This window comes from Cytobacillus sp. NCCP-133 (assembly GCF_026011715.1).
Classification (GTDB): domain Bacteria; phylum Bacillota; class Bacilli; order Bacillales; family Cytobacillaceae; genus Cytobacillus.
Map to the genome: position 1 here is coordinate 39,060 of NZ_BRVM01000005.1, position 14,211 is coordinate 53,270.

Sequence of the window (14,211 nt, forward strand, 5' to 3'; positions counted from 1 at the left end):
TTCATTAGCAATTATCAGTTTTATGAAGATGAAGCGGTGGAGGAATCACCCAGCCCTTTTCTTTGTTCATACGGAGAATTTTAACTCCCAATGCTGCTTTTTGAATATGGAATTGACCAAACATTCCTGCGATATCTTCCCGGATGCATTGTCCTATGATGGTACTGCACCCAACTAATCCTGCAGCAATGTCCCCTGATAATTTGGCTGCTACTTCTGGATCCATGAATCTGGCTCCAGGAGGGATATCATTTACACACGCTTCAGGACGATCCGGCGGTGCTGGAGGCAGACCGATTCCATTCTCCTTTAACAGTGCCTCGATTTGTTCTTCTTCCTGCTTGGATAGGCGAATTGCTTCTTCAAGCAGCTTTTTCAAGTCTTCGTCTCCGGAATGGCTTAGCATGGTTTGATATGCGGATGCCATGCCTTTGCCGGCCAATAAGTAAGACCAAGTGCTGAAAACTTCGCCATAATGCATTGGTTCGTCTTTTGGATTACCACTTAGAATACCCATAGTATACCTCCTTAAAAAATTCATAATTGTGCCACCTTTCTTATATTGCACAGCTATATCATGCCCCTCAAACGTTTTTAAAATGCTTTTAGATTAAAAAAGGAATGATTAAACTTCATTCATCTGTGGTAAATATGCTATAAAAGAATGAGGAGATGAAAATAATGGAACAAATAAAAAAAACATATTATATTGATATTGAAAATACACAGGTTTACTCAGAGCCTGTAGAAGATGCTGACTGGCAGTTTAAAATTTTTGCCACAGATGAAGAGTTAGCCCAGTTAAATCATTGTATTAACGAAAATTATGACTCAGATCTTAAAACGTTCACCCGTGCTCATGTACCTTTTCTTGAGTATCATAAAGAATCAAAAAATGATGAATACGATGAAACAATGGCTGGCATATATAGATTGATTTATGATCTGGGTGATGAGGAAGCTCGCAGACATATAGAAGGGATGGGGATATTATAGCGGGAAAATGTGGCTGGACATTATATGGTATTGCTAAATTTACAGTTGAAAGAAATTTCTTCAAAAAAAGAACCGACTATTCTGCTTTTATCAGAGTAACGGTTCTTATATTTGTTTCTGTATAAATAATCTTTTTTGGTTTTTGTTATCCTTGGAAGCTGTCTGTTAATGCAAATGGACTACGATCGCATTCAGGATTTCTTTTTCCCTCACGGACTGCTTTATCCCGTGCTTTCTTGGCAACTGATTTAGCTATTTTTAACCAATTATACCATATTTTCCTGCACCGGAATAATTCCACAAGTTTACAGTAACTAAATTCCTCCCTTTTTGTTAAGAAAACGAGTGGTGCTAGAAGTACAATCCATGAACCTCATCAGCATTCTTCAGATTCCTGAGAACCATTTGATTAGTATTTTATATACCTTCTGCAAAAAATATGATTTCAATGAAATGAAATGATAAGGCAAACAAAACGATCCGGGTTCTTAGCGTTTCTGCAGTGAATGCATTAAACAGTATAAGTTTATCTTTTTAATCCCGCGACCTATCGATTAGTGGATAATTTTTTGAAAATAAATTTTTGAAAATAATTTTTTCTCAAAAGGCCATTGAATGGTCTTTTTTTTGATATCAGAATATATATCCCTTTGAACTTAGAGAACTGTCTAACTCCAGGCGCCTTGCGCTTTTCTTAAGTGCTTGCTGTAGTTTCCCTGCACACACAGTAAATCTGATCCTTTTTTTAAAGATAGGGGAATTTCCCCCGCCGAATGGGGAAGTTCCCCGATATGGAAAATCTCTTCCCGCTATTACAATAAGAGTAAGGTAATTGTTTGGGAATAAGGAGGAGTTAATATGCAGGCAAAAGCTTCAGTCAATCAGAAAACAGGAAACACATTAAATAACGCGTTTGCATCACATTTCGCAAAGTCAATGTTTTTATCGGTTACAGCACTTGCAATCTTATCTTTTATCGGAACAAGAATGTTTACACACGTCGATTTGAATCTTTATGGATATATGGTTGGAACAATTGTTTTCCTCGGAGGATTTTTCTACAGGTTCATCGCCTGGGGTGAAAGGCCGCCAACAAAGATTATCCTAAAAAAAGGCCTTAAATTGCTATTTAGAAAGTCAACGCCCAAAACTTCTGTCGAACATCTTGCTACTTACAATTTCATCTGGAATAGGGGAATTTACCGATGGACCCAGCACGTGTTAATAGGATGGGGATGTATTCTTTCCTGTTTCGTTACTTTTCCTCTCGTTTTCGGATGGATGTATTTTACGATGGATGACAATGGCCACTACAACATCATTGCATTGGGAATGCAGGTGATGACAGTCCCTGCGGACGGAATCATCGCAAACCTTTCATATAACGCTTTGAATATTACAGCTGTAATGGTAATCGCTGGAGTTTGCATGGCTCTTTACCGCCGCCTTAAAAATATGCAGGCAAGGGCGGAACAGAAATTCCTTTATGATTTTATGCCATTATACATGTTGCTTTTAGTAAGCATCACTGGATTGGCTTTAACCTTTATGAACATCTTTTTACACGGTGCAGGACAGCCGGCAATGTCACTGATCCATCAGTGGTCAGTCATCATTACACTGATATACCTGCCATTTGGAAAGCTTGCACACATTCCTTTCCGCCCGATGAGTGTTCTGGCAAGAAACTATAGAGAACACTATGCCGAGCAAGCCATGAAGGAATGCAAAGTGTGCGGAGATCAATATGTTTCATCAGAACAATCACAAGATGTCGTCGATGTGCTCGGAGTGAATGATATTCAATTTAAAACAAAGGAAGGCCACCATCTTGCAGAAATGTGCCTTCCTTGCCGAAGAAAATACCGGATCGCACAATTTTCCGGATTCCCTACTCATGAAGTGAAGGTCAAGGAGGCAAACCAGAATGCAAAGGGATAAGTTTTTTAAAGAAATCGAGAATTTAAATCATCCAAATGAAAAATTAATTAAAACGCATTGCAGCTATTGCGGCATGCAGTGCGGTATGAACTTAAGGGTTAATACTCAGACAAATAAAATCATCGGGGTTGAACCTCGTTATGACTGGCCGGTTACAGTTGGAAAAATGTGTCCGAAAGGTGTTACAGCTTATCAGCAAACAAACCATAAAGACCGTCTTTTAAAACCGCTAATCAGGGATGATGCTTCATTAAAAGGAACAACTGAAGGATTCCGCGAAGCAAGCTGGGATGAAGCGTACGATCTGATTGTAAAGAAATTCAAAGAGCTTCAATCGAAATATGGAAAAGATTCACTATCCGTATTCAGCGGCGTTTCTATGACAAATGAAAAATGTTATCTGACTGGAAAGTTTGCACGTGTTGCGCTTGGAACTCGCTATATTGACTATAATGGACGCTTCTGTATGTCAAGCGCAGCCGGCGGCTTCCTCCGTTCTTTCGGAGTGGATAGAGGTTCTACGCTGCCATGGACAGATATCCATGAAACCGATTGCTTATTTATTGCAGGAAGCAATACAGCCGAATGCCACCCAACTTCCATGTTCCGCATCTGGAATGTACAGGAAAGAGGCGGTTATATCATCGTGGTGGATCCACGCGAAACCCCGATTGCAAGAAGGGCAGATCTGCATCTGGATCTGCAGCCGGGAACTGACTTGGCTCTTGCGAATGGAATCGTTAATCAACTAATTGAATTAGGCTATCTAGATGATGAATTTATTAATAAGCATACAAATGGTTTTGAAGAAACAAGAGAGCTCGTGAAAGAATTCACACCTGAATACACTAGCATGCTCACAGGTGTTGCGCCTGAAAAAATCGTCCGTGCAGCCGAGCTTTACGGCAAGGCTCCAAATGCAATTGTGATGTTTGCGCGTGGGGTAGAACAGCAGCATAAGGGTGTTGACAATGTGTCAGCTTACACAAATATGGCGCTTATAACAGGGAAAATTGGCCGTCCAAAGTCAGGGGTAGCTACTTTTACCGGCCAGGGAAATGGCCAGGGAGGAAGGGAACATGGGCAAAAGTCCGACTTGCTGCCAGGCTACCGCAAGATAACAAACCCTGAACATGTTAAAGAGGTTTGCCAGGTGTGGAATATCACACCGGATGAGATGCCGAAACCGGGTGTATCAGCATACGAAATGTTTGAACTAATGGAAGAAAAAACAATCCGCGGATTGTATCTGCTTTGCTCAAATCCTGCAGTATCCGCACCAAATCAAAACTTTGTAAGGAAAGCACTAAAGAACTTGGATTTCATGATTTGCTCTGATTTCTACCTTTCCGAATCAGCGGAATTTGCAGATGTTATCCTTCCGGCAGTAACTTGGTCAGAAGATGAAGGAACAGTAACAAATATTGAAGGACGTATCATCAAAATCAATAAAGCACAGGAGCCAGTAGGAGAATCCAAGCCAGACTGGCAGATTCAAGTGCAATTGGCTGAGCGGCTGGGCAGAGGAAAGCAATTCTCTCATCTGAAAACGGCAAGAGATGTTGCAGATGAATTCAGATTGGCAAGTAAAGGCGGATATGCAGATTACTATGGTGCCACATGGGATAAGATCGAGAAGCAGGACGGTGTTTTCTGGCCTTGTAAGGATGAAAATGACAAAGGGACTCCTCATATGTTCCTTGATAAGAAATTCTACCATCCGGATGGAAAGGCGAAAATTTGTGCATTGCCATATCGTCCACCGGCTGAAGAGCCATGCGAAAAGTATCCTCTCCGATTAACAACCGGGCGTGTAGTATACCATTATTTATCAGGCAACCAAACTAGAAGAATTCCCTTCCTGCATGACATGTGTCCTGAACCCTACGTTGAGGTACATCCTGAAACAGCGGCGAAATACTATATGGAACACGAAGAAAGAGTCCGCCTGTATACCAGAAGAGGCGAAGCAGTCTATAAGGTGAAAATCACGGAAGCGATCCGAAAGGATACAGTCTTTGTTCCTTACCATTTCGGACACGAAGATTCTATTAATCTATTAACTATCGCAGCACTTGACCCAATCTCCCGTATGCCGGAATTTAAGGCATGTGCTGCACAGCTGGAAAAAGTCGAAATAAAGAAGGTGCAATAAATGAAAAAGAGGCTGTACTTGGAACTTGAAAACTGTATAGGATGCCGTTCATGCCTGGCAGCATGTACGCAATGCGGAGGACATGAGGAGCGCAACAGGAATTATGTTTACGACGTAAATCCTCTCGTCAACCGGCAGACAATGCCTCTAATGTGCCTTCACTGTGAAAATCCGGCATGTGCTCGAAGCTGCCCAGCTCAGGCAATCCAGATTCATGAATCAGGGGCTGTTTTATCAGCCCTCGTTGAAAAGTGCATTGGGTGCCAAAACTGTACGATCGCCTGCCCTTATGGCATACCGAAGTTTGATACTGAACAGAACTTAATGTATAAATGCGACTTATGCATCGACCGGACAAAGGATGGCATTCCGCCAATGTGTGCGAGTGTTTGCCCATCCAATACATTGCAGTGGCTAACTGATGAGGAAATTGAAAACAAAAAGAAGCAATTTAATCTTGATAACGGCAAATGGGTAACAAGCATGCCGTACCTTGAAGGCGAAACAAACGTTAAAGTAAATCTGCCGGGAATCCTGCAGGGCATAACAAAGCTGTATTAGGAGGGATTAGGGATGTCAGATAAAAATAAGAAAATTCCCTTTAATGAAGATAATTATACCCATAATATCGAACGGAATAATGAACGAAGGCTGGATAGACGGGGATTTATGAAGACTTTGGTAGGAGCTGCGGGTGTATTTGCTGTATCTTCCCTTCCATGGGGTGCGGTTGCTGCAAAAGAATTAATGGGGCTGGCTGAAAAAGAATATCCCCACAAGAAAATTACAGATGTAAGCCGATTGCCGGTTGGGGATGCAGTTGAATTTAAATTTCCTGGAGAACATGATGATGCCATTTTGATTCGGTTGTCTGAAAACAAATATGCAGCTTACCAAAACGCCTGTACTCATTTGCGCTGTCCGGTGTTCTGGGTTAAGGATCAAGGAGAAATGATTTGCCCTTGCCACCATGGGAAATTCGATGTGGAAACAGGCGCACCTACTGCAGGACCGCCTAGAAGGCCGCTTCCGGAAATTCAGGTGAAAGTGGAAAATGGGGCAATTTATGCAGTGAGGGTGAAGCGTTATGAAGCGTAGCTATATCGGCGTCATCATACTAGCCGCAATATTAATGATGAATCTTGTATTTACTCAGTATATGGTCCATCAATACTATTACGAAAACTATGTGAATGTATTAATTTTTGGCGGGTTAAATATTGTATTATTTCCCTTGGCTGTATTCGCTTATAAAAAGACGATTAACATGAGGGCGTGATTTTAATGAACAGTGAGACTTATCTTGATTTTTGTTTTGTCAGAGAGGCATCTGGAAACTTTGCATCAGAGGTTGATCAAATGCTTTCCGAGTTATTTAAAGGGGTTCGCTTGAACTGGTACCTTGATGAAAAGAATGAGGGCGGCATGGATATTGTTATAGCTGAAGTAAAAGGCATGAGCAAATGGAAGTCAGAAGAGGAAACCATGAATTTTATTGAAGACCATGCCGGCGGCTCTTTCTGGAAATATTTGCAGGGCTACCAAATGTATATCTATCCTGCAAAGAGAGGGTGCGGCAGCTGTGGAACTCATTAAAAAAGGAGATTTGGATGCATTTGTTATGCAGAATGTTCAGGTAGCGATTTTAGATGAAGAGGGGAATGACAAAGCTCCCTTTGTTTCTAAAATCATACAAAAAACCGGGCTATGCCCTGATGGAACACACTTGCGCATTTATTTTGACCATATGAATTTCTTTGCGGTTCCTTTAACCTCCGCTGTGGAAGCATCGGAGAAGGAATGGGCCGCATTTGATCAGGATGCTGGTTTAAAATATGTAATTAAGAAGAGAGCGTGAAAACAATGATAAGAAAAATACAGCTTCCTCTGCAGACAATGAATTTAATAGCCGGTTTTATGGTATGGGTATTAATATCATCACTTATGCCATTTATCAAGGAAGATATTAATATTCCAGCCGATAAGCTGGCGCTTGTAACAGCAGTTCCGGTAATCCTCGGATCCCTGCTTCGCATTCCGCTTGGCTACTATGCCAATCAATTCGGCGCAAGAAAGATTTTTATGTTCAGCTTTATCCTGCTATTATTTCCTGTTTACTATATCAGTATAGCGGATTCTATTACAGATCTATTGATTGGCGGGTTATTCCTAGGACTCGGAGGAGCCGTTTTCTCAGTTGGGGTGACATCGCTTCCAAAGTATTACCCTAAAGAACGCCACGGCTTTGTAAATGGGATTTACGGTGCTGGTAACCTGGGAACAGCTGTTACTGCATTTGCTGCTCCGGTTGTAGCAACTAAATTTGGATGGTCTCTAACGGTGCAAATTTACCTTATCATTCTTGGAATCTTTGTTGCCGCAAACTTCTTTCTTGGTGATAAAAAAGAGGTTAAGGTTAATACGCCACTCCTTGAACAAATCAAAGGGGTCTATAAAAATGAAAAACTTTGGCTTCTAAGCTTGTTTTATTTTATTACTTTTGGCTCCTTTGTTGCTTTTACCATTTATCTACCAAGCTTCCTTGTTGCGCATTTTGAACTGGATAAGGTGGATGCAGGATTAAGAACGGCAGGGTTTATTGTCCTTGCAACGGCGATGAGGCCGATTGGTGGATGGCTTGCTGACCGTTTTCACTCTTTGATTCTGTTAATGTTCGTCTTTGGAATTTATACAGTTTCCGCAGTCATTCTTTCATTATCTCCATCTATCACATGGTATACATTCGGCTGCTTAAGCATTGCTTTCTCTGCGGGAATAGGGAATGGTGTCATCTTTAAGCTAGTGCCAATGTATTTTCAAAAACAGGCTGGGATTGTTAACGGAATTGTCTCTGCCATGGGCGGGCTTGGCGGATTTTTCCCGCCGTTGATCTTGACGCTTCTGTTTAATTTAACAGGCCACTATGCAATTGGTTTTATGGCGTTGTCTGAAGTGGCGCTTGCAAGCCTTATACTTGTGATTTGGATGTACTTCCAAGGAAAAATGGAAATTGCCAGCCAGGTGATTGACCACACTGTTGAAGGGATTCTGGTAACAGACAGAAGCGGGAAAATTATTTCTGTCAACCCTGCCTTTACAGAAATCACTGGTTATGAAAAAGAAGAGGTTATCGGAAAGAACCCTAATATACTAAAATCAGGCAGACAGTCCAAAGGCTTCTACCAGGAACTATGGAAGTCAATTGAAACGAACGGTTTTTGGCAAGGAGAAATATGGAATAGCCGCAAAGATGGCGAAGAATATCTGCAATGGCTGACGATAAGTGCAATTAAGAACGATGCTGGAGATGTTGTTCAGTTTGCAGGTATGTTTAGCGATATTTCAAGCCATCGTGTGAAACAGGCAAAATAAATGAATAATCCAGAAGGAGGAGGGGTGAAATGGAAACTCAGCCAGTGAAGAAAAATATTAGTTCTTATATAATCCAATCTCAGGAAGATGAGATTAAGCGCATAGCTCTGGAGCTTCATGAAGGGGTAGGGCAAACGCTTTATAGCCTATACACTGGTATGGAGTTTATTGAAAGTGCTGTAGAACAGCAGGAAATGAAAGGCTATGTAGCTGATATGGCGCAGATGCTCGAAAGAACGATACAGGAAATCAGGCTGCTGGCTGTGGAGTTGCATCCCCCTACTCTTGGAACCCTTGGCCTGCTTCCAGCCATGAAGAGTTACCTGAAATTATATACTTCCACTTATGGAATTGTTATTGATTTGCATAATCAGGGGATAGAAGCGGCAATCAGCGAGAGGGAGAGCATTACACTATTTCGCGTCTGCCAGGAAGCACTTGCGAACATTGCCAGATTTGCTGATACGATGAGTGCGAGTATAACTTTTCAGTGGAAGCCGAACCAGCTTTCAATCAACATAAAAGATCAGGGCAAAGGGTTTGATGTAAGTGAGGCAATGAAAAAATCAACAGGCATTGCTGCAATGATTGAGCGCATGTGCTTAATAAATGGAGAATGTAAGATAACCTCTAAAATTAGTGAAGGGACTTCAATAGATATTACCCTTCCGTTATACTAAGAATATATTTATCAAGGGATTGCGCAAAGCGGATCCCTTGTTTGCCTATTGGGATGGCATTTTTTTAACGCAATTATTGGGGGAGGATAACCTCCTACTGATTGAAGTTTCACTTTATACGAACAATGGTTAGGGGGAGCAGGCTTGATAAAAATTTTACTGTGCGATGACCATGCAGTGGTTAGAATGGGTTTAAAAATGCTTTTAAATAATCATAAGGATATGCAGGTGGTCGGTGAAGCTTCGGAAGGCAATGAGGGGATCCAGCAGTCACTTGACTTAAAGCCTGATGTGGTTGTAATGGATTTGAGCATGCCGCATGGAAAGGACGGCTTGTCCGCAACTTCAGAATTAAAAAAATTGATGCCTGATGTTGAAATTCTAATCTTAACTATGCATGATGATGAAGAATATTTATTCAGAGCTATTCAGGCCGGAGCGTCAGGATGCATTTTAAAAAGTGCGCCGCATGATGAGCTGCTTGCAGCAATCCGTTCGGTTGCCGGCGGAAATGCTTATTTGCATCCATCAGCTACAAAAAGGCTTATGGAAGAATATATCGGAAGCGTCAAACAAGGCAACACTGACACATTCAATCTTTTGTCTGACCGTGAAAAAGAAGTTTTGACCCTAATAGCCAAAGGCTTTTCCAATAAGGAGATTGCTGTACAGCTTGTCATTAGTGTGAAAACAGTTGAAACACATAAAGGAAATTTAATGGAAAAGCTTCAAATGAGAACAAGACCCGAGCTGGTTGCCTATGCTTTAAAGAAGGGGCTGCTGGGTTATGGTATATAATGGGTGTGGGCAGACTGGGTCTGGCCGGATTAATCAAGCCTGTGAAGTGGTTCTATCGGAATTGAAATGTGATTTTGTTGGTCTAGCCCTGCAGAATACGGATGGCCCGGATGTTAAGTGGCATTATGCTGCTGGCAATATCAATGAAAAATTTAAGCGGATCACGGTCAGGTATGGAAAAGGAATTGCCGGAAAAGTTATTTCAACCGGCAGAGCGATGTCTGTGGAAAACTTTCCTGAGAATATTTCTGGAAAGGCTTTGGAATATCCAATCATGCTCGCTGAAGGCCTTAAGTTTGCATATGCAGTCCCAATCCATTTTAAGGGTATTCCTAAAGGGGTGCTGCTGATTGGAAGCCGGACGGGACAGTCTATCAATGAAAATCAAAAAAGCTTTGTAAGGGAAGCCGCCAGAAGGCTCGAGCAGAAATTGAATGGATAAATCTAAATGCAACTGGAGGAAAGAAAATGGATGGGAATGATCAATTACATACTAAAAGAAAGATTGCTCCTGATTCCAGTGAAGCTACCATTCTCGTTAATGAGGCAGGGAACATTGCCTACGCGAACCAGCAGGCCCAAGAGCATTTTGGATATAAAGAAATCGATTTGCTAGGGAAGAATATAAAGGAATTAATGCCTGAGATCACTCCGCTTGCAGCGGAAGAAGGAAAAGTGGTTCACGAATTTGGCCGGCATAGGAATGGACAGACGTTTTCAATTTTTCACCGAATAAATTCTTTTGTACTTAGCGGAGAGAGCTTTTTTTTAATTGTCTTTCACTCAGTAAAAGACCGTTCCCGCTTAAAGAAACAGCAATCATATCCACTAAATGAATTGGTTGACCTCCAATTTGCTCTTGATGAATCGACGATTGTTGCCTTTACAGACCAAAAAGGCAAAATCAAATACGTTAATGAAAAGTTTTGTGAGGTATCCAAATATTCACCAGAAGAGCTAATTGGAAAAGACCATAGGATTATAAACTCCGGCTATCATTCCAAAGAATTTATGCAGGATTTATGGGAGACGATATCAAGCGGAAATGTATGGCGGGGAGAGATTAAAAACAAAGCAAAGGATGGCGCCTTTTATTGGGTTGACACGACAATTGTCCCTTTTATTGATGAGAAAGGAAATCCTTATAAATATTTGGCCATCCGCAAAGAAATTACCGAATATAAACGTGTTGTGGAAGAACTGAAAAAATCCGTCAATGAACTGATTGATTTAAAGTTTGCCCTTGATGCTTCCTCCATCGTGGCAATTACAGACCAAAGAGGCACCATTAAATATGTGAATGATCAGTTCTGCAACATCTCAAAATATGCAAGAGAAGAATTGCTTGGTCAGGATCATAGAATCATCAACTCCGGTTACCACTCAAAAGAGTTTTTCAGCGAATTATGGGAAACGATTTCTTCCGGGAAGGTGTGGAAAGGTGAAATTAAAAACAAGGCAAAAGATGGAACGTTTTACTGGGTAGATACCACTATTGTTCCATTCCTTGACGAACAAGGAAAGCCATATCAGCATCTTGCCATTCGCCATGAAGTCACACAAAGGAAGAATGCAGAAGAAGAACTGCAAAAAATGATGACGCGAATTATTGATATTCAGGAAGATGAGAGGAAACGGCTGTCACGGGAGCTTCATGATGGGATAGGGCAGAACCTTTATAGCCATCTGATAACAATAAACCGGCTTCAAGCGGAAATGAGCCATCCGCTTCTTGACCAAATGCAGGATGAAGCCACTGAAATCATTGAAGAGCTTCGAGATATTTCCTGGGAGCTTCGTCCTTCTGTTCTGGACGATCTTGGACTGATCCCGGCGATCCGTTCTTATTTGGTCCGGTTTTCAGAACACCATAATATTAATGTGCATTTTAACTGCTATCTGACATCCCGTCTTAACTCAAATAAAGAGCTTACGATTTACAGGATCATACAAGAAGCTCTGACGAATGTAAGAAAGTATGCTAATACAGATGAAGCAGAAGTCACAATCAGACAAATGGATGAGGAGATTCGGGTAGTCATCGAAGATAAGGGCAGGGGCTTTAATGTTCAAGAAGTCGCAAGAGGGGTCGGCTTGTTTAGTATGGAAGAGAGAGCTAAAGCTGCAGAAGGATCTATTAAGGTACATTCAGAAGAAAATAAAGGAACAAGAGTGGTGCTTGAAATCCCTTTATAGAATAACTCTCTGTCGAAGTATCTGGTGATACTGGCACCCTATTGATGTAATTATTGGGAATGAACTCAATGCTTAGTTCGAAAATCATTAGGTAATATTAGCATTGCTAAAAAAGCTGCAGGAGCTTCGGCAGCTTTTATTCTTGTAATTAAAAGATAGACCCAAGGACAATCCCGCCAATAGCACCAGTGACAACTATAACCCAAGGCGGCAGCTTCCAATAAACGAGCATGCTGAATAAAGCAGCAGCAAAAGCGAAATCAACTGGTTCGAGTATGCTGCTTGTCCAAATCGGATTGTAAAAGGCAGCTATTAAGATTCCGACCACAGCGCCATTCACCCCCATTAAAGCTCCTTTAATCTTAGGATTGCGGCGAAGAGTGTTCCAAAAAGGCAGTGTACCTAAGATCAAAAGAAGGGCAGGGAGGAAAATGGCTGCTGTTGCTAGCAAGCCCCCTTGCCATCCATTTATAACAGCTCCAATATAAGCGGCAAATGTAAATAATGGTCCCGGTACAGCCTGCGCGGCACCATAACCTGCCAGAAAAGCTTCCTCACTAAGCCATCCGGCAGGAACAAATTCACGCTCAAGTAATGGAAGGACAACATGGCCCCCGCCAAAAACAAGAGAGCCTGAACGATAAAAACTATCGAATAAGGCTATCCAGTTCAGAGCAGTTAATTCTCTTAAGATTGGAAGTGCTATTAAAAGGCCAAAAAAGAGTAGTAAGCATCCAATAGCAAAGCCCTTTGATATAGGAAAATGAATTTTTGCTTCATCTTGCTCAGTATGATTTTTATAAATTAAGAAACCAATGAAACCCGAAACAAGTATGATTGCGACTTGAGTAAAGGCTGTTTGCCACAATAACGTTGCAATGATGGCAAGTAAAGCCAGTGTTTTTCTCGGGAGGTCAGGTACAAGCTTTTGTGCCATGCCTAGGATCGCATGTGCAACGACAGCAACAGCAACAATTTTTAGTCCATGAATCCAGCTTTCATCACCTACATCTATTCCTTGAAGCAGGATAGAAAAAATAATCAAAGCGATAACCGATGGCAATGTAAATCCAAGAAAGGTCATGATGCCACCGGCAACTCCAGCTCTCATAACTCCGATGCCTATGCCAACCTGGCTGCTAGCCGGACCCGGAAGGAACTGGCATAACGCAACCAAATCAGCATAGCTTTTTTCATCCAGCCATTTTCTTCTTCGTACATATTCCTCATGGAAATAGCCAAGATGTGCAATTGGGCCACCGAAAGAGGTGAATCCCAGTCTGGTTGACACGATTAATATTTCAAGTAACGATTTAAAACTTGGTTTGGTATTGCTCATCATGCATCCCCTTTTAATCCTTAATTTCTTTAAATAGCTCGTAGGCTTTCTTTCTGGCTTCCTCTAAAACAGTAACTCCCTTTTCAGTAGCTGTATAATACTTGCGAATCTTGCCATCTACATTTTTTTGCTCCTGATGAAGAAGGCCATCTGATTCCATTGAATGAAGAATTGGGTACAAGGTTCCTGAGCTTATGCTATAGCCGTGCTCCTTCAGTTCCTCACGCATCCACATTCCAAAAATGGGGTGCTCTTTAGCGTGATGCAGAATGTGTATCTGAATAAATCCCAAAAACAGTTTCCGCAATATTTTATCTTCCAAACTAAAACCTCCCTTAATCAATTTCGTAAGCCGATATCGGAAATCGATAATGAAATGGTAACAAATTAATTACAGGCTGAAAAGGGGAAAGAATTCCCTATCGCATAAAAAGAACGCTTTTATCAAGCGTTCCATGCTAATTATTCTGTACATTTCTTAAAATTTCATAAGCCTCATCCCCGTCCGCTGCAGCAAAGCTTTCCCGCATTTGGTCATGCAATAAATCCAGTTCAATTATTTTTTTCGCAAGGTCAATTGCATCTTTCGATTTCATCCATCCCCATCTACTTTTCAAAACCGATTCATGTTCTTATGTTTCTTAAAAATACTTTCGAGCTCTGTTAAAGTCAGTTTTTGCAGCACTGGTTCTGAGTGCTGGTATTCACCGCCGGATTTCATCAGTAAATCAATC

General features: G+C 41.4%; 18 protein-coding genes. 13 read left to right on the forward strand and 5 right to left on the reverse strand.

Annotation, left to right across the window (positions count from 1 at the left end):
- Positions 1 to 4: 4 nt before the first annotated feature.
- Positions 5 to 517, reverse strand: a complete 513-nt coding sequence (locus NCCP133_RS08225) for a DUF3231 family protein (protein ID WP_264804449.1) — start codon at positions 515 to 517, stop codon at positions 5 to 7.
- A 164-nt stretch (positions 518 to 681) separates the two neighbouring features.
- Here NCCP133_RS08225 and NCCP133_RS08230 point away from each other — a divergent pair, with 164 nt between their 5' ends.
- The 13 genes from NCCP133_RS08230 (at position 682) to NCCP133_RS08295 (ending at position 12,138) form a co-directional block, all read left to right on the forward strand.
- Positions 682 to 996 (forward strand): hydrolase, encoded by a 315-nt coding sequence (locus tag NCCP133_RS08230; RefSeq protein ID WP_264804450.1) that lies wholly within the window; start codon positions 682 to 684, stop codon positions 994 to 996.
- An 858-nt stretch (positions 997 to 1,854) separates the two neighbouring features.
- Positions 1,855 to 2,937, forward strand: a complete 1,083-nt coding sequence (locus NCCP133_RS08240) for a hypothetical protein (protein WP_264804451.1) — start codon at positions 1,855 to 1,857, stop codon at positions 2,935 to 2,937.
- Complete coding sequence (locus NCCP133_RS08245) at positions 2,924 to 5,092, forward strand: molybdopterin oxidoreductase family protein (protein ID WP_264804452.1); 2,169 nt, start codon at positions 2,924 to 2,926, stop codon at positions 5,090 to 5,092. Before NCCP133_RS08240 ends, NCCP133_RS08245 begins: the two co-directional genes overlap by 14 nt.
- Positions 5,093 to 5,653, forward strand: a complete 561-nt coding sequence (locus NCCP133_RS08250; RefSeq protein ID WP_264804453.1) for a 4Fe-4S dicluster domain-containing protein — start codon at positions 5,093 to 5,095, stop codon at positions 5,651 to 5,653.
- A gap of 12 nt (positions 5,654 to 5,665) precedes the next feature.
- The gene (locus tag NCCP133_RS08255) at positions 5,666 to 6,190 is read left to right on the forward strand and encodes a Rieske (2Fe-2S) protein (protein ID WP_264804454.1); all 525 of its coding nucleotides are present in this window, start codon (positions 5,666 to 5,668) and stop codon (positions 6,188 to 6,190) included.
- Positions 6,180 to 6,371, forward strand: a complete 192-nt coding sequence (locus NCCP133_RS08260; protein WP_264804455.1) for a hypothetical protein — start codon at positions 6,180 to 6,182, stop codon at positions 6,369 to 6,371. Before NCCP133_RS08255 ends, NCCP133_RS08260 begins: the two co-directional genes overlap by 11 nt.
- A 5-nt stretch (positions 6,372 to 6,376) precedes the next feature.
- On the forward strand, positions 6,377 to 6,688 hold the full coding sequence (locus NCCP133_RS08265) for a hypothetical protein (RefSeq protein ID WP_264804456.1): 312 nt from the start codon (positions 6,377 to 6,379) through the stop codon (positions 6,686 to 6,688).
- Complete coding sequence (locus NCCP133_RS08270; RefSeq protein ID WP_264804457.1) at positions 6,675 to 6,950, forward strand: hypothetical protein; 276 nt, start codon at positions 6,675 to 6,677, stop codon at positions 6,948 to 6,950. Before NCCP133_RS08265 ends, NCCP133_RS08270 begins: the two co-directional genes overlap by 14 nt.
- A gap of 5 nt (positions 6,951 to 6,955) precedes the next feature.
- Entirely contained in the window at positions 6,956 to 8,464 is a 1,509-nt protein-coding gene (locus NCCP133_RS08275; protein ID WP_264804458.1) for a nitrate/nitrite transporter, read from the forward strand.
- Positions 8,465 to 8,493: 29 nt separating this feature from the next.
- Positions 8,494 to 9,144: a sensor histidine kinase gene (locus NCCP133_RS08280; RefSeq protein WP_264804459.1), complete on the forward strand. Its 651-nt coding sequence runs from the start codon at positions 8,494 to 8,496 to the stop codon at positions 9,142 to 9,144.
- Positions 9,145 to 9,288: 144 nt separating this feature from the next.
- The gene (locus NCCP133_RS08285) at positions 9,289 to 9,942 is read left to right on the forward strand and encodes a response regulator (RefSeq protein WP_309298047.1); all 654 of its coding nucleotides are present in this window, start codon (positions 9,289 to 9,291) and stop codon (positions 9,940 to 9,942) included.
- Positions 9,932 to 10,384, forward strand: a complete 453-nt coding sequence (locus NCCP133_RS08290) for a GAF domain-containing protein (protein ID WP_264804460.1) — start codon at positions 9,932 to 9,934, stop codon at positions 10,382 to 10,384. Before NCCP133_RS08285 ends, NCCP133_RS08290 begins: the two co-directional genes overlap by 11 nt.
- A gap of 26 nt (positions 10,385 to 10,410) precedes the next feature.
- Positions 10,411 to 12,138 (forward strand): PAS domain-containing sensor histidine kinase, encoded by a 1,728-nt coding sequence (locus NCCP133_RS08295; protein ID WP_264804461.1) that lies wholly within the window; start codon positions 10,411 to 10,413, stop codon positions 12,136 to 12,138.
- Between the two features lie 148 nt (positions 12,139 to 12,286).
- Here NCCP133_RS08295 and NCCP133_RS08300 read toward each other — a convergent pair whose 3' ends face one another.
- From NCCP133_RS08300 to NCCP133_RS08315, 4 genes are all read right to left on the reverse strand, one after another.
- Positions 12,287 to 13,477 carry a chromate transporter gene (locus NCCP133_RS08300; protein ID WP_442874247.1) on the reverse strand — a complete coding sequence of 397 codons (1,191 nt, stop codon included), beginning with the start codon at positions 13,475 to 13,477 and terminating at the stop codon, positions 12,287 to 12,289.
- A 13-nt stretch (positions 13,478 to 13,490) separates the two neighbouring features.
- Positions 13,491 to 13,799, reverse strand: coding sequence for a PadR family transcriptional regulator (locus NCCP133_RS08305; protein WP_264804463.1), 309 nt, complete (start codon positions 13,797 to 13,799; stop codon positions 13,491 to 13,493).
- 136 nt (positions 13,800 to 13,935) lie between these two features.
- Complete coding sequence (locus NCCP133_RS08310; RefSeq protein WP_264804464.1) at positions 13,936 to 14,073, reverse strand: hypothetical protein; 138 nt, start codon at positions 14,071 to 14,073, stop codon at positions 13,936 to 13,938.
- Positions 14,074 to 14,090: 17 nt separating this feature from the next.
- Positions 14,091 to 14,198 carry a hypothetical protein gene (locus tag NCCP133_RS08315; RefSeq protein ID WP_264804602.1) on the reverse strand — a complete coding sequence of 36 codons (108 nt, stop codon included), beginning with the start codon at positions 14,196 to 14,198 and terminating at the stop codon, positions 14,091 to 14,093.
- Positions 14,199 to 14,211 lie beyond the last annotated feature (13 nt).

Coding starts and splice junctions, on each gene's coding strand:
- NCCP133_RS08225 (WP_264804449.1), bottom strand. CDS start 517: ATGGGTATTCTAAGTGGTAATCCAAAAGACGAACCAATGCATTATGGC.
- NCCP133_RS08230 (WP_264804450.1), top strand. CDS start 682: ATGGAACAAATAAAAAAAACATATTATATTGATATTGAAAATACACAG.
- NCCP133_RS08240 (WP_264804451.1), top strand. CDS start 1,855: ATGCAGGCAAAAGCTTCAGTCAATCAGAAAACAGGAAACACATTAAAT.
- NCCP133_RS08245 (WP_264804452.1), top strand. CDS start 2,924: ATGCAAAGGGATAAGTTTTTTAAAGAAATCGAGAATTTAAATCATCCA.
- NCCP133_RS08250 (WP_264804453.1), top strand. CDS start 5,093: ATGAAAAAGAGGCTGTACTTGGAACTTGAAAACTGTATAGGATGCCGT.
- NCCP133_RS08255 (WP_264804454.1), top strand. CDS start 5,666: ATGTCAGATAAAAATAAGAAAATTCCCTTTAATGAAGATAATTATACC.
- NCCP133_RS08260 (WP_264804455.1), top strand. CDS start 6,180: ATGAAGCGTAGCTATATCGGCGTCATCATACTAGCCGCAATATTAATG.
- NCCP133_RS08265 (WP_264804456.1), top strand. CDS start 6,377: ATGAACAGTGAGACTTATCTTGATTTTTGTTTTGTCAGAGAGGCATCT.
- NCCP133_RS08275 (WP_264804458.1), top strand. CDS start 6,956: ATGATAAGAAAAATACAGCTTCCTCTGCAGACAATGAATTTAATAGCC.
- NCCP133_RS08280 (WP_264804459.1), top strand. CDS start 8,494: ATGGAAACTCAGCCAGTGAAGAAAAATATTAGTTCTTATATAATCCAA.
- NCCP133_RS08290 (WP_264804460.1), top strand. CDS start 9,932: ATGGTATATAATGGGTGTGGGCAGACTGGGTCTGGCCGGATTAATCAA.
- NCCP133_RS08295 (WP_264804461.1), top strand. CDS start 10,411: ATGGATGGGAATGATCAATTACATACTAAAAGAAAGATTGCTCCTGAT.
- NCCP133_RS08300 (WP_442874247.1), bottom strand. CDS start 13,477: ATGAGCAATACCAAACCAAGTTTTAAATCGTTACTTGAAATATTAATC.
- NCCP133_RS08310 (WP_264804464.1), bottom strand. CDS start 14,073: ATGAAATCGAAAGATGCAATTGACCTTGCGAAAAAAATAATTGAACTG.
- NCCP133_RS08315 (WP_264804602.1), bottom strand. CDS start 14,198: ATGAAATCCGGCGGTGAATACCAGCACTCAGAACCAGTGCTGCAAAAA.